The 16,099-nt window shown below is 72.0% G+C and carries 13 protein-coding genes; 6 read left to right on the top strand and 7 right to left on the bottom strand.

Features of this window, described 5'->3' with window-relative positions:
- Positions 1-292: 292 nt before the first annotated feature.
- Positions 293-3,052: a SpoIIE family protein phosphatase gene (locus NP777_RS24680; RefSeq protein ID WP_256652365.1), complete on the bottom strand. Its 2,760-nt coding sequence runs from the start codon at positions 3,050-3,052 to the stop codon at positions 293-295.
- Positions 3,053-3,232: 180 nt separating this feature from the next.
- Between NP777_RS24680 and NP777_RS24675 the strand changes: the two genes are divergently transcribed.
- Positions 3,233-4,138 (top strand): S1 family peptidase, encoded by a 906-nt coding sequence (locus NP777_RS24675; protein WP_256652364.1) that lies wholly within the window; start codon positions 3,233-3,235, stop codon positions 4,136-4,138.
- Positions 4,139-4,259: 121 nt separating this feature from the next.
- On the opposite strand, the gene NP777_RS24670 is transcribed toward NP777_RS24675, so the two are convergent.
- Positions 4,260-5,306 carry an NAD(P)/FAD-dependent oxidoreductase gene (locus NP777_RS24670; protein ID WP_256652363.1) on the bottom strand — a complete coding sequence of 349 codons (1,047 nt, stop codon included), beginning with the start codon at positions 5,304-5,306 and terminating at the stop codon, positions 4,260-4,262.
- A gap of 89 nt (positions 5,307-5,395) precedes the next feature.
- Complete coding sequence (locus tag NP777_RS24665; RefSeq protein ID WP_256652362.1) at positions 5,396-6,964, bottom strand: PepSY-associated TM helix domain-containing protein; 1,569 nt, start codon at positions 6,962-6,964, stop codon at positions 5,396-5,398.
- 217 nt (positions 6,965-7,181) lie between these two features.
- On the opposite strand from NP777_RS24665, the gene NP777_RS24660 reads away from it, so the two are divergent.
- The gene (locus NP777_RS24660; RefSeq protein WP_256652361.1) at positions 7,182-7,874 is read left to right on the top strand and encodes a hypothetical protein; all 693 of its coding nucleotides are present in this window, start codon (positions 7,182-7,184) and stop codon (positions 7,872-7,874) included.
- 220 nt (positions 7,875-8,094) lie between these two features.
- Positions 8,095-8,748: a sigma-70 family RNA polymerase sigma factor gene (locus NP777_RS24655; protein ID WP_256652360.1), complete on the top strand. Its 654-nt coding sequence runs from the start codon at positions 8,095-8,097 to the stop codon at positions 8,746-8,748.
- Positions 8,749-8,950: 202 nt separating this feature from the next.
- On the opposite strand, the gene NP777_RS24650 is transcribed toward NP777_RS24655, so the two are convergent.
- From NP777_RS24650 to NP777_RS24640, 3 genes are all read right to left on the bottom strand, one after another.
- Positions 8,951-9,634, bottom strand: coding sequence for an HAD-IA family hydrolase (locus NP777_RS24650; RefSeq protein WP_256652359.1), 684 nt, complete (start codon positions 9,632-9,634; stop codon positions 8,951-8,953).
- A 183-nt stretch (positions 9,635-9,817) separates the two neighbouring features.
- Entirely contained in the window at positions 9,818-10,954 is a 1,137-nt protein-coding gene (locus NP777_RS24645; protein ID WP_256652358.1) for a Gfo/Idh/MocA family protein, read from the bottom strand.
- A complete protein-coding gene (locus NP777_RS24640; RefSeq protein ID WP_256652357.1) occupies positions 10,951-12,117 on the bottom strand; it encodes a DegT/DnrJ/EryC1/StrS family aminotransferase in 1,167 nt (388 codons plus the stop codon). Before NP777_RS24640 ends, NP777_RS24645 begins: the two co-directional genes overlap by 4 nt.
- Positions 12,118-12,344: 227 nt before the next feature.
- On the opposite strand from NP777_RS24640, the gene NP777_RS24635 reads away from it, so the two are divergent.
- The 3 genes from NP777_RS24635 (at position 12,345) to NP777_RS24625 (ending at position 14,621) form a co-directional block, all read left to right on the top strand.
- Positions 12,345-12,779: a type II 3-dehydroquinate dehydratase gene (locus tag NP777_RS24635; RefSeq protein WP_037956014.1), complete on the top strand. Its 435-nt coding sequence runs from the start codon at positions 12,345-12,347 to the stop codon at positions 12,777-12,779.
- Positions 12,780-12,855: 76 nt separating this feature from the next.
- A complete protein-coding gene (locus NP777_RS24630; protein WP_256652356.1) occupies positions 12,856-13,743 on the top strand; it encodes an ROK family protein in 888 nt (295 codons plus the stop codon).
- A 53-nt stretch (positions 13,744-13,796) separates the two neighbouring features.
- Positions 13,797-14,621, top strand: a complete 825-nt coding sequence (locus NP777_RS24625) for a MerR family transcriptional regulator (protein WP_256652355.1) — start codon at positions 13,797-13,799, stop codon at positions 14,619-14,621.
- Positions 14,622-14,639: 18 nt separating this feature from the next.
- Here NP777_RS24625 and NP777_RS24620 read toward each other — a convergent pair whose 3' ends face one another.
- Positions 14,640-16,055, bottom strand: coding sequence for a hypothetical protein (locus tag NP777_RS24620; protein ID WP_256652354.1), 1,416 nt, complete (start codon positions 16,053-16,055; stop codon positions 14,640-14,642).
- Between the last annotated feature and the right edge of the window lie 44 nt (positions 16,056-16,099).

Raw genomic sequence — 16,099 nt, 5'->3', positions numbered from 1 at the left:
AGCGTCTGCCCACGCCACCGCCGATGCGGGAGAACGCCCGTCGGGGATACAGCGTGTACCAAGGAGCGTTGGGCGGACGTATCTTTCCTTCAGGGCTTCGGACGACCTTGGTCATGAGGTCCGTTCCCAGCTGATACTCGCCGTACGGATGTCTCTCATTCCATGAAACCCACCCCTGGAACAGCACGCAACGTGGCCCGGTGCGCCCCGCGCCGCGTTCGGCCCAGGTGCGGCGCATGCCTGTGCGGGCCTCGGGCTGGTCCAGGGCCGGGCAGGGCGTGGGCTGCCGCGCTCAGCGGCCGTCCAGGGGTGTCTCGGCCCAGACGACCTTGCCGTACGGGGTGTAGCGGGTGCCCCAGCGCTGGGCGAACTGGGCGACGAGGAACAGTCCGCGCCCGCCCTCGTCGGTGGTCGCGGCGCGGCGCATATGGGGTGCGGTGCTGCTGCCGTCGGATACCTCGCAGATCAGGTCGCGGCCGCGCAGCAGTCGTATGCGTACGGGAGGGGCGCCGTACCGCAGGGCGTTGGTGATCAGTTCGCTGATGAGCAGCTTGGCGGTGCACACGGTGTCCTCCAGGCCCCACGCCCGGAGCCGGCGGGCGCAGTCGGCGCGCAGCGGGGCGACCGCCGCCAGGTCGAACGGCACGTCCCACTCGGCCACGTTCTCCGGGCCGAGCAGGCGGGTGCGGGCCACCAGCAGGGCGACATCGTCGCTCGGGCGGGGTGGCAGGACGGTCTGGAGCAGGCTCCGGCAGGTCTCGGCCGGGTCGAGGTCCGGCTCGGCCGCGAGGGCGCGGCGCAGCAGGTCCAGGCCGGCGCCGGTGGTTCGGCCGTGTCCTTCGAGGAGACCGTTGGTGTACAGCACCAGGCGGCTTGCGGCGGGCAGCGAGAAGCCGACCGTCTCGAAGGGCTCGCCGCCCAGGCCCAGGGGCGGGGAGACCGGCACCGCGGGGATGTCCACGGTGCCGTCGGGGAGGGCCAGGGCGAGGCCCGGATCGCCGGCCCGGGCCACGGTGCAGTCGCCCGACACCGAGTCGTGGATCGCGTACAGGCAGCCGGCGCCCGTGATGCGGGTGCCGTGCGGCTCGGCGTGGTGCTCCTGGTCGAGATGGGCGACCAGCTCGTCCAGGTGGGAGAGGAGCTCATCCGGGGGCACGTCCCGGGCCGAGAAGTTCTGCACCGCGGTGCGCAGCCGACCCATCGTGGCCGCGGCGTGCAGGCCCTGTCCGGCCACCTTCCCGACCACCAGCGCGACCCGGGCGCCGGGGAGAGGGATCACATCGAACCAGCTTCCGGCCGTCCCGCCCGGCGCGGGCAGATAGCGGGCCGCCACCCGCGCGGCGTCCTGATCGGGCAGACCGCTGGGAAGGAGGGTGCGCTGGAGGGCGGTGACCATGGCGTGTTCGCGGGCGTAGCGGCGGGCGTTGTCGACACACACGGCGGTGCGCACGGCCAGCTCCTCGGCGATCGCCAGATCCGTTTCGTCGAACGGCGCACGGTGCCGGGTCCGCCAGAAGGTGGCGAGGCCGAGGGTGACACCGCGGAACCGCAGCGGGACGGTGATCAGCGAGCGGATCCCGTGGTCGAGCAGGCGCCGGGCCTCTCCGGTCGGCCACTCGGCGAGGCGGGGTGGATCGGCTCGGGGGGCGGTTGGATCCGCCTGGAGGTCGGTCGGATCCGTTCGGAGGCCGGTTGGATCCGCTTGCAGGCCGGTCGGATCGGCCTGGAGGAGGACGGTGGATCCGGTCCGCACGGCCCGGCTCTGCGGTGTGGAGGGGGCGTAGACGACCCGCTCGCCCACGCGGAAGAGGGGGGCTTCCGCGGGTGCCCCGCCGACGGCGGTCCGGTGCGGCGACAGGGGCTCGTACGGCGGCTCGGGCTCCTCGCCGCGCAGTACGGGGTCCAACAATTCGACGGCGGCGATGTCGGCGAACCGCGGGACGGCCACGTCCACCAGCTTCTCGGCGGTACCCGTCAGCTCCAGGGTGGAACTGATCCGCACACCGGCTTCGGACAGCAGCTTCAGCCGCTCGCTCGCCTGCACCGCCCGGTCGGAGAGGACTCGCAGCGCGGTGGTGTCCCGCAGCGTCACCACGCTGCCGGCGGGGGCGCCCGCACGGCCCGTGGACCGCACGTTGACCGACAGTAGCCGCCCCCCGCGGGGGTGCACCTCGTCCGTGACGCGCCGTCCCGACGTCAGCAGCTCTGTCAGGTGGGGTTCGAGGCCGAGCGCGCCGACGTGGCGCCCCTCCGTGTCCGGAGCCAGCCCGAGCAGCTCCCGGGCCTCGTCGTTGACCAGCAGCAGCCGCTTGTCCGCCGTCAGGACCAGCACCCCTTCGCGGACCGAGTGCAACACCGCGTCATGGTGTTCGTACATCCGCGTCATCTGCTCGGTGCCCAGGCCGTGGGTCTGCCGCCGCACCCGCCTGTTGAGCAGCGTCGCCCCGCCCATGGCCAGGACCAGCGCCCCGGCGCCGCTGCCGAGCAGCATCGGCAGCCGGCGGTCCACCGCGCTGTGCACGCTCCGGATCCTGACCCCGACCGACACTCCGCCGAGGAAGGTGCCATCGGGCCCGGTGACGGGGACCGCCGAGACGACGGAGGGGCCCTGGCTGGCCCGGAAGGACTGCGTGATCGTCTTTCCGTGCAGCTCGTCCCGCACCAGTCCGGCGGGTCCGACGATCCGCTTGCCGATCAAGGGCGTCTCGGGGTGGGTGAGGCGGATGCCACGAGTGTCGAACACGACGACGCTGTCGACACCGGAGCCCTTCCGCGCCGCCTCCGCATGCGACTCCAGCGCCGATGTCGGTTTGTCGCCGCTCATGGCCCGGGAGATACCGGGAGCGTGCGCGAAGGTCTCGGCGACCGCGAGCGTTCGCCGACGGGCGTCGACCGTGCCGTGGCCCCGGGCATCCGCGGCGACGGCCGCCACCGCGGCGGCCACCAGAACCAGGATCAGCAGAAGCTGCAGGATGAACGCCTGCCCGGCGACGCTGCGCAGATGCGGCAGGGACCCCAGCCGCCTCCGGGCCGGACGAGCATGTCTGCTCATATCGGCATTTATAACATTCCCGTCGTCGTGGTCGGCGGGGAGTCCGCGACATCGCTTGATCGATCAATGTGCTGATCAAGGGTGGTCCGCGATGGTGCGGGGAGGTGGGTTACGCGTCCGCCCGGCCACGGGCACAATGAGGCGGCTGGACCAACTACCGCCCCTTTCAAGGAGGTTCGGGTGAGAACAGCACGCCGCACCAGAAGACGTGGTCGGTTCCGGTTGATCGCCGCGGTGTCCGGTCTGTTCGTCACGGCGGCCCTCGCGACGGTCGGCACGAGCGCGGCCGCGCCGTCCGTGTCCGGTGCCGCCGTATCCGGTGCCGCCGTGTCCGGTGCCGCCTCGGCCGTGGAGTCCCTGGATGTCCCCGGCACCGCCTGGACCGCGGACGAGCGCACCGGAACGCTGCGTGTCCTGGTCGGCTCCACGGTCCGGGGCGCCGACCTGGCCAGGCTCGACCGCACCGCCGAGCGCTTCGGTGGCGCCGTCACCGTCGAGCGGCTCGACGGCCCGCTGCGGACCCTCCTCTCCGGTGGCGACGGGATCTACTCCGCCACGGGCGTGCGCTGCTCAGCGGGGGTCAATGTGCAGAGCGGCGCCACGTATTACTTCGTCACCGCCGGCCACTGCACCGACGGCAATGCCACCTGGTACACCGGCTCCGGTACGAACACCCCGGTCGGCCCGACGACCGGCACCAGCTTCCCGGGCAATGACTACGGCGTCGTCCAGTACACCAACACGGCCGTTCCGCACCCCGGGACCGTGGGCACCGTCGACATCACCGGGACCGCCACCGCCCACGTCGGCCAGCAGGTCTGCCGCCGGGGTGCCACGACCGGTGTCCGGTGCGGAGTGGTCACCGCGCTCAACGCGACCATCAACTACGGCGGCGGTGACATCGTCTACGGCCTCATCCAGACCAATATCTGCGCCGAGCCGGGCGACAGCGGTGGTCCGCTCTACGCGGGCGACAAGATCATCGGCATTCTCTCGGGCGGCTCCGGGGACTGCACCTCCGGGGGCACCACCTACTACCAGCCGATCCAGGAGGTGCTGAGCGCCTACGGCCTCACCGTCTACTGACCCGGTCCGATCGGCTGTCGTGGCTCCGTGACGCGTCGCCGGGCCGGGATCGCCCGCCGGAGATCCCGGCCCGCGGGGGGCGGGAGCCGGTCCGGGTCCGCGCAGGGCCGCACACCGTACGTCACAGGCCGTGGCGGCGGTCGCCCAACACCGCTTCGCAGACCCGCGATTCCACCTCCGCGGAGAACGCGACCTCATCGCGGGCCCGGGTCGCGGCGACCGCCTGACGGGTCTCCTCGGCGATCAGATCCGCGTTGATATGGGCGGCCGCGGTCGCGCCCGCCGCCGCGGCGGCACCCACCTGGGCGGACAGATCGGTGACATTGCCCGCGACCCACACTCCGGGCACATCGGTGCGGCCGATCGCGTCGGCCGGGATGTGTTCACCGGCGCCACTCGGATGTTCCACCGGCCGCAGCCCGAGCGCCGCCAGGAAGCCGGTGCGCGCCACCATCCGGGGCGCGACGGCCAGTGCCTCGCGCTTGACCACGGTGCCATCGCGCATGCGCACACCGACGAGACGGTCCTCGACGATCTCCAGGGACGCCACCTCGCCGGCCACTACGCGGATGCCACGGGCGGCCAGCTGCTCCGCCTCCTCGCCGGTCGGCACCGGCAAGGTGTGGGGGAAGAAGGTGACGTCGTCGCTCCACTGCCGGAAGAGCGATGTCTGGTGCACCGACATCGGCCCGCTCCCCAGCACGCCGATGGCCTGGTCGCGGATCTCCCAGCCGTGGCAGTACGGACAGTGCACCACATCCCGGCCCCACCGCGACCGCAGCCCGGGGACGTCCGGCAACTCGTCGACCAGCCCGGTGGCCAGCAGCAGCCGGAGCGCGCGGACGCTCCGGCCGTCGGTCAGGGTCACCTGGAACCCGGTGTCCTCCCGGGCCACGGTGGCCACCTCGCCGGACACCACCTGACCGCCGTAGCCGCGGACCTCGGCCCGGCCCCGCTCCACCAGCTCGGCCGGGGGGATCCCGTCCCGGGCCAGCAGTCCGTGCACCCCCGGGGCCGGGGCGTTGCGCGGGGCGCCCGCGTCGATCACCACCACCGAGCGCCGCGCCCGGGCCAGCATCAGCGCCCCGCTCAGACCCGCGGCGCCACCGCCGATCACCACCACGTCGTAGGCGTTCTTCAGCTCATCGGTCACCTCGACCACCTCCATGGCCCACCTTGCGAGCCCGCCCCGAGATGAGGCAAACCGGATTGCCGCTATGGCAAACAGATGGCAATCGGTGGCTCGGACCTGCGGGCTCAGCCCCGTCGGGCCTCCGCCGCCTGGGCGGCGGACGTGGTGCCGCGCCGATGCGCGACCCCGCCCATGACGATGTCGACGGCCAGGAAGGCGGCGAGCGGGATGCCGAGAAGGGGCAGGTAGTAGCCGATCACGGCGATGGCCGCGGCCAGAGGGAGGAGGACGTACACCGGCACCCGTCGCCACGCGCCGCGCGGGATCGGGCGGCCGAACGCGGAGGCGCGGCCACGCTGCCACCACATGCGGTAGCCCCAGACGATCAGGAGGATCAGTGAGAGCGCGAGAGCGGCCAGGGCGATCTGGTTGACGAGCCCGAAGAGGTTTCCGGTGTGGAGGTCGATGCCCCAGCGGCTGAGCTTGGCGAGCACCGGATAGTCGGCGAACCGCTGGACGTCGGTCACCTCACCCGTGGCCGGGTCGATGGCCACCGAGTCCTGCTTCTCGGGCCAGCTGCGCTGGATCTGGCTGACGACATAGGCACTGCCCGGCTCGGCGGGCGGGACGATCTCGACGGGGTTGTCCAGGTCCTTGGCGCGGGCGGCCTTCAGGACGGTGTCCAGACCCACATCGGCGGTGTGCCCGGCCTTCTCGCCCGTACCGCCCATGTCCATCCCGGGCATGGAGCCGGAGCCCATATGGTGTCCGGCGTGTTCGCCGCCGCCGACGGTGGCCGAGACGGTCGGGGTAGTCTGGCCGATGGCGGTGCGCAGGTCCTCCACATTGGCCCCCGCGTAGGTGGACCAGGTCAGACCGGTGGCGGACAGGAACAGCAGCCCCAACGCCACCCACAGCCCGACCGCGCCATGGAAGGACATGGTGCGCTTCCGGCCGGTGGCGGCGCGGTCGGGCAGAGCGACGGCCCGCAGCGTGCGCCGCTTACGGCGGCGGCTGAACCAGAGCACCACACCGCCGAGCGCGATGACCCACAGCCAGCTGGCCGCGAGTTCGCTGTAGAGGCGGCCGGTCTGCCCGAGGTGCAGATCGCGGTGGAATTCATCGATCCAGGTGCGCAGCGGAAGGGCTCCGGTGGAGCCGTACTGCTCCAGCGCGCCGCGCACCTTCCCGCTGTACGGGTCGACGAAGACCGCCAGTGTGTGGTCGGAGCTGACGCCCTTGACGCCGGAGAGCAGCACCCGGGTGGTGGCGCCCTCCTCGGGGGAGGGGCGTACGGCGCTGATCTCGCCCTCCGGGTGGGCCTTGCGCGCGGCCGCCACCTGCTGGGAGATGGGCAGTTCGCGGTCGCCCACCGGGACGCGCAGCTCATGCGCGTAGACCAGCTTCTCGGCCTGGAACGATCCGGCGTACAGCAGACCGGTCACGGCCGCGACCAGCAGGAACGGCGCGACCAGTACGCCTGCGTAGAAGTGCAGCCGCAGCACCAGCGGCCGGAGGGCGGCCCATGCGGACCCACCGGACCCGGCCCCGCGCCGCCCGGAGTCACCCGGCCCGGACCCGCCGGGTCCGGTGGGTCCGGTGGGTCCGGTGGGTCCGGCGGGGGAGTGCGGCTCCTTGCCGGTGGCATCGTCCGGGGAGTCGCCCGTGGCCGGGGCGAGGGGTTCAGCGGACATGGACGACTCCTGGGTCGGGGGCAACGGCGGGAGGCGGACGCATTGCTGGCCGCGCCGATTGAGTCGTCGGTTGAACCCGCGGATGAGTTCCGGGCAGTTTTTGTGACCTGGCTCACATGGTTCGGGTGGGGGCGATTCACGGGCCACGCTTGTCATCCGCGTGATGAAGATTGAGCCACCGTCACGCACACCAGCGACGGCTGGCACCATGGCTGCCATGTCCGCCGGGCCACCCTTCCGCCTCGCACGAGCCGCCGTGTTCGCGGCGGTGTGCGTCGTGGTGACGGCGCTTGGACACACGCTGATGTCCGGCGACACCCTTCCGGTGTGGGCCGTGGCCGCCGCGTTCGCCGGGACGACGGCCGCCGCGTGGTGGGTCGCAGGGCGCGAGCGCGGAGCGCTGGTCGTGACCGGTTCGACGGTGGTCGCGCAGCTCGGCCTGCACATGGTGTTCCGGTTCGCGGAGGCGACAGGCGCCCCCGTGGTGGGAAGCGCCACGGGCGACGGGATGCCGGGGATGCGGGACATGGGCGGAGCCCCGATGGGCGGCGCCATGGGCCATATGCACCACGGCGCGGACGCGATGTCCGCCACCACGCCGTCCATGGGCCAGCTGCCGTGGCCCTGGGCGGGTCCGGGTGGGCCGGGCATGGCCACGGCCCACCTTCTCGCCGCGCTGATCTGCGGGTTGTGGCTGTGGCGCGGTGAGCGGGCCGTCTTCCGGCTCGGCCGCGCGCTCGCGGCCCTGCTGTTCGTCCCGCTCGTGCTCGCCCTGCGCGTCCTGGGCGCGGGCGCCACTCCGCTGCCCGCGTGGCCGTCCGCACCGGCCGTCGCCCGCCGGTTGCGCGGAGTTCTGCTACGGCACGTCATCCTCCGCAGAGGGCCACCGGCGCGGTTCGCCGCCTGCTGAACCGCCCGTCCTTCCCCTGCCCTGGTTCGGGGTCCCGCCCCGATCCGAGGTCCCACCTCGATCCGGGGTGAGCGCCGGTGACGGGCGGAGTACCGGCGCCCGCCCGGCGTCGGCCCCATCCGTCGGCACCGCCGGCCTCCGCGCCGCCCCGCCGCGCCCTCGCGCGGCCGGTGGCGCCTGCCGGTGTGCCGTTCACCGCCTTCCCGAAGGACGTTTGACGATGCCTTCCCCCATGCTGTCCGCCGCACCAAGAAGCGCCGTGCAGTCCGCTGCCGTGCACGGGTACGGCCTCGCCACCGCGGCGAACGACCACCAGGTCACCGAATGGGCGCTGGCCGCCCGTGACGGCGACCGCGACGCGGTCGACCACTTCATCCGCGCCACCTACCGCGATGTGCGCCGCTTCGTACTCCATCTCAGCGCCGACCCCCACGGCTGTGAGGACCTCGCCCAGGAAACGTATCTGCGGGCGCTGACCGGGCTGTCGCGCTTCGCGGGCCGCTCATCGGCCCGGACGTGGCTGCTGTCGATCGCCCGCCGGGTGGTCGTCGACCGCTACCGCATGGCCGCCGCCCGCCCCCGCACCCTGGACGCCGACGACTGGCAGGAAGTGGCCGAACGGGCGCAGCCCGTCGGGCTCCCCGGGTTCGACGAGGGGGTGGCGCTGATGGATCTGCTGGCGGCGCTCGCCCCGGCGCGCCGTGAGATGTTCCTCCTCACCAAGGTGCTCGGCCTGCCGTACGCGGACGCCGCCACCGCCACCGGCTGCCCCATCGGCACCGTACGTTCCCGTGTGGCCCGCGCCCGCGAGGACATCAGCGCACTGCTGGCCGCGGCGGAAAAGGCCGCGGAACCGGTGCGGTTGGCGGGCTGAGCCCAGGCGATGACGCGGGGCGCGGCGGGCAGCAGGCCATCAGCGGCTGCCCGCCGCGCCCCGCGTACGTCACCGTCTGCCCGGCTGGTGGCGTACGGAACGCGAGTCCGACAGAACGCGGGCCTTACAAGACGCGCGGGGTCTTCGACCTCGTCTGGGCGATGGACCCGGGCGGAGACACCGGTCGGTCGGACGGCCGGACCTACGGAACCGTCAGCGACAGCAGTTCGGACGGCTTGTGCAGGATCACATCGGGCTCGGCCGCGAGCAGGGTCTTCTCGTCGGTCTCGCCCCACATCGCGGCCACGGCGGTGATCCCGGCCCCCCGGGCGCTGGCCAGGTCGGTCACCGCGTCCCCGACCATCACGGTCCGGTCGGGGTCCGCGCCCATGATGTCCATCGCCTTCAGCACGATATCCGGCGCGGGCTTGGGCCGGGCCACCTCGTCGGAGCCGAGGATCACCTCGAACTGCCCATCGATGCCCAGGGTGTTGAGCAGCGAGCGCGCCCGCGGGCCGCTCTTCCCGGTGGCCACGGCGAGCCGCAGCCCGCGATGGCGCAGCTCCGACAGCAGCTCGGGCACACCGTCGAACATCTCCACCAGGTGGGCGAGCCGGTAGCTCTCGCGGACGAACGGGCCCTCCATCTCCAGTGGCAGACCCATGATCCGCATGATGTCGGGGAAGTAGCGGCCCAGATGGCGGTTGTACTCCTCGAAGGGCGGCTCACCGTCGCCGACGACCTCGGCGTAGGCGAGGGTGAATGCCTCGCGCATCACCGCGAAGCTGTTGACGAGGACACCGTCGAGGTCGAAGACCACCGAGGTGACCGGGGCGATACCCGCGCCGGAGAGCGGGCCGTCGTGACTGATCGGATGGCTGGTCATTGAGCACTCCCGTAGTGCGGGCACGGCCGGTACGGCGGACCGCCGGTCCGGGTCTCGGATGCGGTCCGTGGAGCGCGGACCGGGAAGGCGGTCCGTGGAGCGCGGACCGGAAGGCGGTCCGTGGAAGGAAATGACGAGGGTGAAGCCGAGGAGGCGGTGAGGTGACAGGCCGTCGGCGACGGTTCACACCGGCGCCGACTCCCGGACCTGCCTGGGGATCCGGGCCGAGGTGTAGACCCGTTCGATGGCGCCGATGGTCCGGCGGACCTCCTCGATCACCTGCCCCCGCCCCGCCGGATCGCGCAGCTGCGCGGGAAGCATGTCGAGTTGCCGGTCGTACTCGGTGCCGATCGGTTCGGTGGGCACGGCCACCGGGCGCGTCGTACCGTCGACGGTGCGGGTCAGGGTGGACCGCTCGAGACGGTTCGGGCTGAATCCGAAGGTGCAGCGCAGGGTCGCGCTGCCGCCGCTGCCGTCGATCGTCACCCGGGTGGAGTCCAGTGCCTCGTGCGAGGCCCAGCTCGCGTGCAGCACGACCGAACGGCCGTCGTCGGTGATGAGGAACCCGCGCGCGGTGTCCTCGACATCGGTGGCACCCTCGGTGGCGCCCGGGAGCGCCGGGCCACCGTCGTCGCCACGCCACGCGGCCCCCGAGGACCGCTGGGTGATGAAGTCGGAGGACACGGTGCCGATGGCATGCCGGAACGCGGCGGTGCCCAGCAGCGGAACCGCGATGTCGAACAGATGCCAGCCCAGGTCGACCAGCGCCCCGCCGCCCGCGAGCGACCGCTGGGTGAACCAGCCGCCCCGGTCGGGTACGCCGCGCGCCCGCACCCAGGCGAGTTCGACATGGCGGATCCGGCCCAGCCGGGCGGCGATCCGGTACAGCCCGCGCACATCGGCGCGGTAGCGCGCCGCGCTGCCGGCCAGCAGCACCGCGCCACCGGAGCGCTCCGCGGCGGCCAGCCGTTCCGCCTCCTCCGAGGTCAGGCACACCGGCTTCTCCAGGAACACCGGAATGCCCTTGGCCAGCAGCTCACTGGCGACCGCGCAGTGCAGATGGTTGGGGACCGCGACCACGGCCAGATCCACCTCGGCGGGATCGAGGTCATGGACCGCCGCGAGCAGCGGTAACCGGTCCGCGCCTTCCGCCTCGGCCTCCGCCACGGCCGCACGGCCGCGCTCGTCGGGATCCACCGCGGCGGTCACGGTGAAGGCGGGGTTGCGGAGCAGCCGGGGCAGCCAGATCGAGCGGGCCGCCCACCCCAGCCCCACCACGGCGGTCCGGATCGGCGTCTCGCCGATACGCGGCGCGCTCATGCGCCCGCGAGCACATCGGCGACGACGGCGGCCACTTCGTGCATCTGCTCCTCGCTGCCCAGCAGCACCCGGTGGTGCAGCCAGATGCAGTCGCTGGTGAGCGCCTCGGAGTGCGGGCAGCGGCGGGCGAGCTCGTCCACCGTCAGATCCGGCGCCGCGACCTCCCAGAAGGCGGCCGTACGGTAGACCGCGCGGAAGGCGACGAACGCGGGCACCCCGCGCTCGACGAGCATGTCGACGACCTTGGCGCGGCGCTCCTCGGTGATGCCCGGCACCCGGAACATCGCCATGTAGTGCGGGTTGCGGTCGCCGCGGTCGTCGCGCGACTGCGGTACGACACCGGGGATCTCGGCGAGCAGCCGGTTCAGCACCGGCCAGCGCTGCTCACGCGTGGTGATCTGGTCCTCCAGACGGGCGAGTTGGGCGCGCAGCACCGAGGCGGAGAACTCGTTCAGCCGGAAGTTGGAGCCCGAGGTGCGGTGGAAGTAGCCGCGGTCGGTGCGCGGACGTCCACAGCTGTGCCGGACGAAGCCCTTCTCGTACATCTCGGCGTCGGGGAAGAGCACCGCGCCGCCCTCACCGGCGGTCATCAGCTTGCCGTTCTGGAAGCTGAACGCCGCGACCGAGCCCAGTTCACCGACCCTCTTGCCGCGCCAGCGCGCCCCGTGGGCGTGGGCCGCGTCCTGGATCAGCGGCACCCCCGAGTCGGCGGACAGCTTGTCCAGCGCGTCCATGTCGCACATCTGACCCGCCATGTGCACCGGCATGATCGCGCGGGTCCTCGGGCCGATGGCCGCCTCGACCGCCGACGGATCGATGCAGTACGTGTCCGGGTCCACGTCCACCGGAACGGCCACCGCGCCCAGTCGCTGAGCGGCCTGCGAGGAGGAGATGAAGGTGAACGCGGGAACGATCACCTCGGTGCCGGCGCCGACGCCGAGCACCTCGAGGGCGAGCTCCAGCGCGTGCGTCCCGTTGGTGACCGCCAGGGCGTGTTCGCCGCCGTGGGCCGCGGCGAACTCCGCCTCGAAGGCATCGACCTCACCGCCCCCGATGCGCCACCATTGCCCCTGCTCCAGGGCCCGGATCAGCGCCTCGCGCTCCTCGTCGCCGTACTGCGGCCATGCGGGCAGCTCGGATTCCAGTCGCACATCATTGCTCATGATTTCCCTACTCCCTTAATGCGTTATGGAGGCAGGTCCGCGGCGGACGCATTAGCACGCTAACCGGACGACGGGCGAAACGTCATTCCCCCTCAGCGCCCCCCTATAGCCCCCTTAAAAACACGGCCGGTCAAACTCCCACGCCCAGGCCAGGGGTGCCGTGCTATAAATGGCACTTCCGTGATGAGCCGCTGTAATTGAGCCGACCCCACATGGTGAGGTGCGCAGTGAGCAGGCTGTTGTTGGTGAACGGACCGAATCTCGGCATCCTCGGGAAGCGTCAGCCCGAGATCTATGGCACCGATACGTTGCAGGACATCGAGCGCTGGGTCGGAGAAGAGGTCGCGGAGCGCGGCTGGAAAGTGGATTCCTACCAGTTCGACGGCGAAGCGGAGATCATCCAAACCATTCAGGGGAACTACGATACGGTCGGCGCCATCATCAATCCGGCCGCCCTCATGATGGCCGGATGGGGTCTCAGGGACGCGCTGGCCAACTATCCGCGGCCCTGGATAGAAGTGCATCTGTCGAATGTCTGGGCCCGCGAGCAGTTCCGCCATGAGTCGGTGACCGGACCGCTGGCCGCGGGCGTCATCTTCGGGCTCGGCGCGGTGGGCTATCGGCTCGCCGCACGCGCCCTGCTCGAAAAGGTGCCGGACTGAGCGCCCGCCCCGCCGCCACCCCACACCGCGACGGCTGACGAGCCGGGAGGCGACCATCAGTCATCTGGGAATCGACGTGGGCGGCACCAAAGTGGCGCTGCGCCTCGAACACGACGACCTGAGCACCCGCGAATCCTCCTTCCGCTGGGCAGAGCCGGACGGTACGGACGCGATCACGCCGGGCGGCGCCACCCGCGACCTGGAACTGCTGGCGCGGCACATCAGGGAACTGTGCGACCCCGAGCGACTCACCGGCGTCGGGGTCGCGCTGCCCGCCACCCTCGACGCCACCGGCACGGTCACCGCCTGGCCCGGCCGCCCCGGCTGGGCCGGAGTGGAGCTGCGTGGCGCGCTGTCCGCGCTCTTCGGCGACGCCGAGGTGCGCTGCGCCGACGACGGCGATCTGGCCGCCCTCGCCGAAGCACACGAGGCGGGCTGCCCCGATCTGCTCTACCTCGGCGTCGGCACCGGCATCGGCGGTGGCATCGTGCTGAACGGACAGCCCGTCCCCGGCGTGGGCCGCGGCTCCTGCGAGGTCGGCCACCTGATCGTGGACCGTGACGGCCCGCTGTGCGACTGCGGCCGGCGCGGCTGCGTCCAGGCGGCGGCATCGGGCCCGGCGACCCTGCGCCGGGCGGCGCGGCGGCGGGGCGAGGAGGTGGACTTCACCGCGCTGCGCGAGGCCGTGCGGGACGGCGAGCGGTGGGCCGTGGCGGCGCTGCGGGAGAGCGGCCGGGCCCTGGCCACGGCCGTGGCCGGTGTGTGCGAGCTGGTCCATCCCTCGCTGGTGCTGATCGGCGGAGGGTTCGGCGCGGCGATGCCGGAGCTTGTCGCGATGGTGGCCGAGCGCACGGCGGCGCTGGAGCGGCTGGGGCATCCGCTGCCACCGGTCCGGCCTGCGACACTGGGCGGGCTGTCGTCACTGCACGGCGCCGTTCTGCTGGCCAGGGGGCTGCCGGACTGATCCGGCCGCCCCTTGACCCTCACACCGTGTCAGGCGCTGAACTCGGAGCCATCATGTTCACCATCGGAGACTTCGCCCGGCACGGCCGCGTCTCGGTCCGGATGCTGCGCCACTACGACGCCACCGGACTGCTGCGCCCGGCCCATGTCGACCCCGCCACCGGATACCGCTCCTACTCGGCCGCCCAGCTCAGCCGGCTGAACCGGATCATCGCGCTGAAAGAGCTCGGCTTCACCCTCCAGCAGGTGCGGGACATCGTGGACGACAAGGTCGGCACCGAGGAGCTGCGCGGCATGCTGCGGCTGCGGCGGGCCGAGCTGGAGGCCGCGGCGGCCGCCGCGGCGGCACGGCTGGTGCAGGTCGAGGCGAGGCTCCGGTCGATCGAGAGCGAGGGACACATGCCCACGAACGACGTCGTCATCAAGACGCTCCCCGCGGTGCGGGTGGCGGAGCTGACCGCGACCGCCGCCGGTTTCGAGCCCCAGGACATCGGCCCGGTCATCACGCCCCTCTACGCCGAGCTGTTCCGGCGCCTCCACACGGCGGGCATCACCCCGGCGGGCCCCGGTGTCGCGTACTACGAGGACGCCCCGGAAGGCGGTGGCGCCGTCACCGTCCACGCCGCCGTCCAGGTCTCCGCCCCGCTCCGGGACGGTGCGGACCTGACGATCCTCGATCTGCCGCCCGTCGACCGGGCCGCGACCATCGTCCACCGCGGCTCGATGGACGCGGTGGTGCCCACGGCCCAGGCCCTGGCCCATTGGATCGACGGCAACGGCTACCGGTCGGCCGGCTACCCCCGGGAGATCAACCTGGAGTGCCCGGAGAACCGCGACGAGTGGGTCACGGAACTCCAGGCACCGGTGGTCCAGGCCTGACGGGACCGGACGAATTGGTCAGGAAGCCCGTGAGTGGTTCCTGCCGCGGGGGCGGCCCGCCCCGGGTGGTTCGGCGCGCGGGTCAACCCCCAGTTGCTTCAGCTGTTCGATATCGGCCGTGTCCATCCTCTCCAGGATCTCCAACTGCCGTGCCAGGGCATCGGTTTGGCCCTCGACATCGTCATGCCGCCGGAGCGCGGCCGCCGTGGTGATGTGGAAGCGGGCCAGGGCCACCTTCAGACTGCGGGTCTCGAGAATCATCCGGTAACGGGTCTCCTCGGCCAGCGCGTCCTGCACCGACCGGACCGGCCGGGCGAAGAACAGCGTGACGATCTGCCCCGCGCCGAGTGCCCCGAGCACGGCGGGGCTCTGCCACCCGATACGGTCCGGGAGGAAGACGCCGACGAGTGACAGCAGAAGCGCACTGGCCAGCAGGCATGTACCCAGCCCCAGCAGGAACTTGCTGGCGAACCCCACCGTGTGCTGCGCTCGCCGGAGGCGTTCGGCGGTCTGGATGCGATAGTCCCGCATCCTGGCGTCCTCGTAGGACAGGATGCCCTGCTTGTCCTGGATGTACGAGGAGTACTCCACGAACTCCGCGTCCCCGCCACGGGACAGCCGCCGGTCGTCGTCCGGCCGCGAGCCCAGGAAACGGGCCAGCTCCGCCAGACCGGTCATCACCTCGGTGTGCAGCACACGCTGGCAGAAGTCCAGCGCCGTCAGATGGCGCTCCAGGGTTCTGCTGGCGGTGAGCGCGTCCGAGACCACGAGCTGCCGCACGTCGTAGCGGGAGCGGATACCGGTCAGCAATAGCTGGACCTTGATGTCGGTGAGCACACCGATCACCACGACATGCGTGGTCTCCCGCCGTCCGTCGCCCAGCAGACCGTCCAGCAACGTCGTCAGCGGCGCCGGTTCGCTGAGCTCGGGACGTCCGCCGGAGCTGTGCTGGAAGTCGAAGAGGGTGTTGGACCGCACATGGTGGACGCGGAGTTTCCCGCCCCAGCCGTCTTCGGCGTCCGCGGGCGCACGCACATCCGGGGCCAGCAGGTCCGTGAGCCCGTCGACGTACGCCGCCCCCCAGGTGTCGGCCTCGCAGTGTGCTCCGTAGTGCCTGCGCTCCAGGTCGTACGCCTCTCCCGGAACATGCCAGTCACGGATGTTGATCAGATGCAGGACCCCGTCCCCGTGTCCGCGTGTCCGGGAGCCCACGGTGGCGTCGAGGAAGCGGGCAAGTGGCGAACGGCGCAGCTCCGCCGCGGACAGCGCCCGGCGGTGGCCCTCCGTGCGGAGGGACGCACCGCTCTCGCTGTCGAGCAGCAGTTTGGACACCGCGCCGTCCGGCAGGGACAACTGGCAGTCCAGGTTGAGGAAGAAGTCGTTCTGCAGACACTGTGTGATGAGTATGTACTGCGACGGTGCCGTCGGCTCCATCGCCACCCCCCGCGGTTCCGAGTGTGTCCTTTCGGTGTGCCGCA

This window comes from Streptomyces rugosispiralis (assembly GCF_024505145.1).
In the GTDB taxonomy this organism is placed as follows: domain Bacteria; phylum Actinomycetota; class Actinomycetes; order Streptomycetales; family Streptomycetaceae; genus Streptomyces; species Streptomyces rugosispiralis.
Note: the sequence above shows the minus strand (reverse complement) of the source record. Positions and strands in the feature narration are given on the sequence as shown.

Excerpts from the sequence above, each read along its gene's own strand:
- NP777_RS24650 (WP_256652359.1), bottom strand. The coding sequence starts at position 9,634 with ATGACCAGCCATCCGATCAGTCACGACGGCCCGCTCTCCGGCGCGGGT.
- NP777_RS24645 (WP_256652358.1), bottom strand. The coding sequence starts at position 10,954 with ATGAGCGCGCCGCGTATCGGCGAGACGCCGATCCGGACCGCCGTGGTG.
- NP777_RS24640 (WP_256652357.1), bottom strand. The coding sequence starts at position 12,117 with ATGAGCAATGATGTGCGACTGGAATCCGAGCTGCCCGCATGGCCGCAG.
- NP777_RS24625 (WP_256652355.1), top strand. The coding sequence starts at position 13,797 with ATGTTCACCATCGGAGACTTCGCCCGGCACGGCCGCGTCTCGGTCCGG.
- NP777_RS24665 (WP_256652362.1), bottom strand. The coding sequence starts at position 6,964 with ATGTCCGCTGAACCCCTCGCCCCGGCCACGGGCGACTCCCCGGACGAT.
- NP777_RS24620 (WP_256652354.1), bottom strand. The coding sequence starts at position 16,055 with ATGGAGCCGACGGCACCGTCGCAGTACATACTCATCACACAGTGTCTG.
- NP777_RS24670 (WP_256652363.1), bottom strand. The coding sequence starts at position 5,306 with ATGGAGGTGGTCGAGGTGACCGATGAGCTGAAGAACGCCTACGACGTG.
- NP777_RS24680 (WP_256652365.1), bottom strand. The coding sequence starts at position 3,052 with ATGAGCAGACATGCTCGTCCGGCCCGGAGGCGGCTGGGGTCCCTGCCG.
- NP777_RS24660 (WP_256652361.1), top strand. The coding sequence starts at position 7,182 with ATGTCCGCCGGGCCACCCTTCCGCCTCGCACGAGCCGCCGTGTTCGCG.
- NP777_RS24655 (WP_256652360.1), top strand. The coding sequence starts at position 8,095 with ATGCCTTCCCCCATGCTGTCCGCCGCACCAAGAAGCGCCGTGCAGTCC.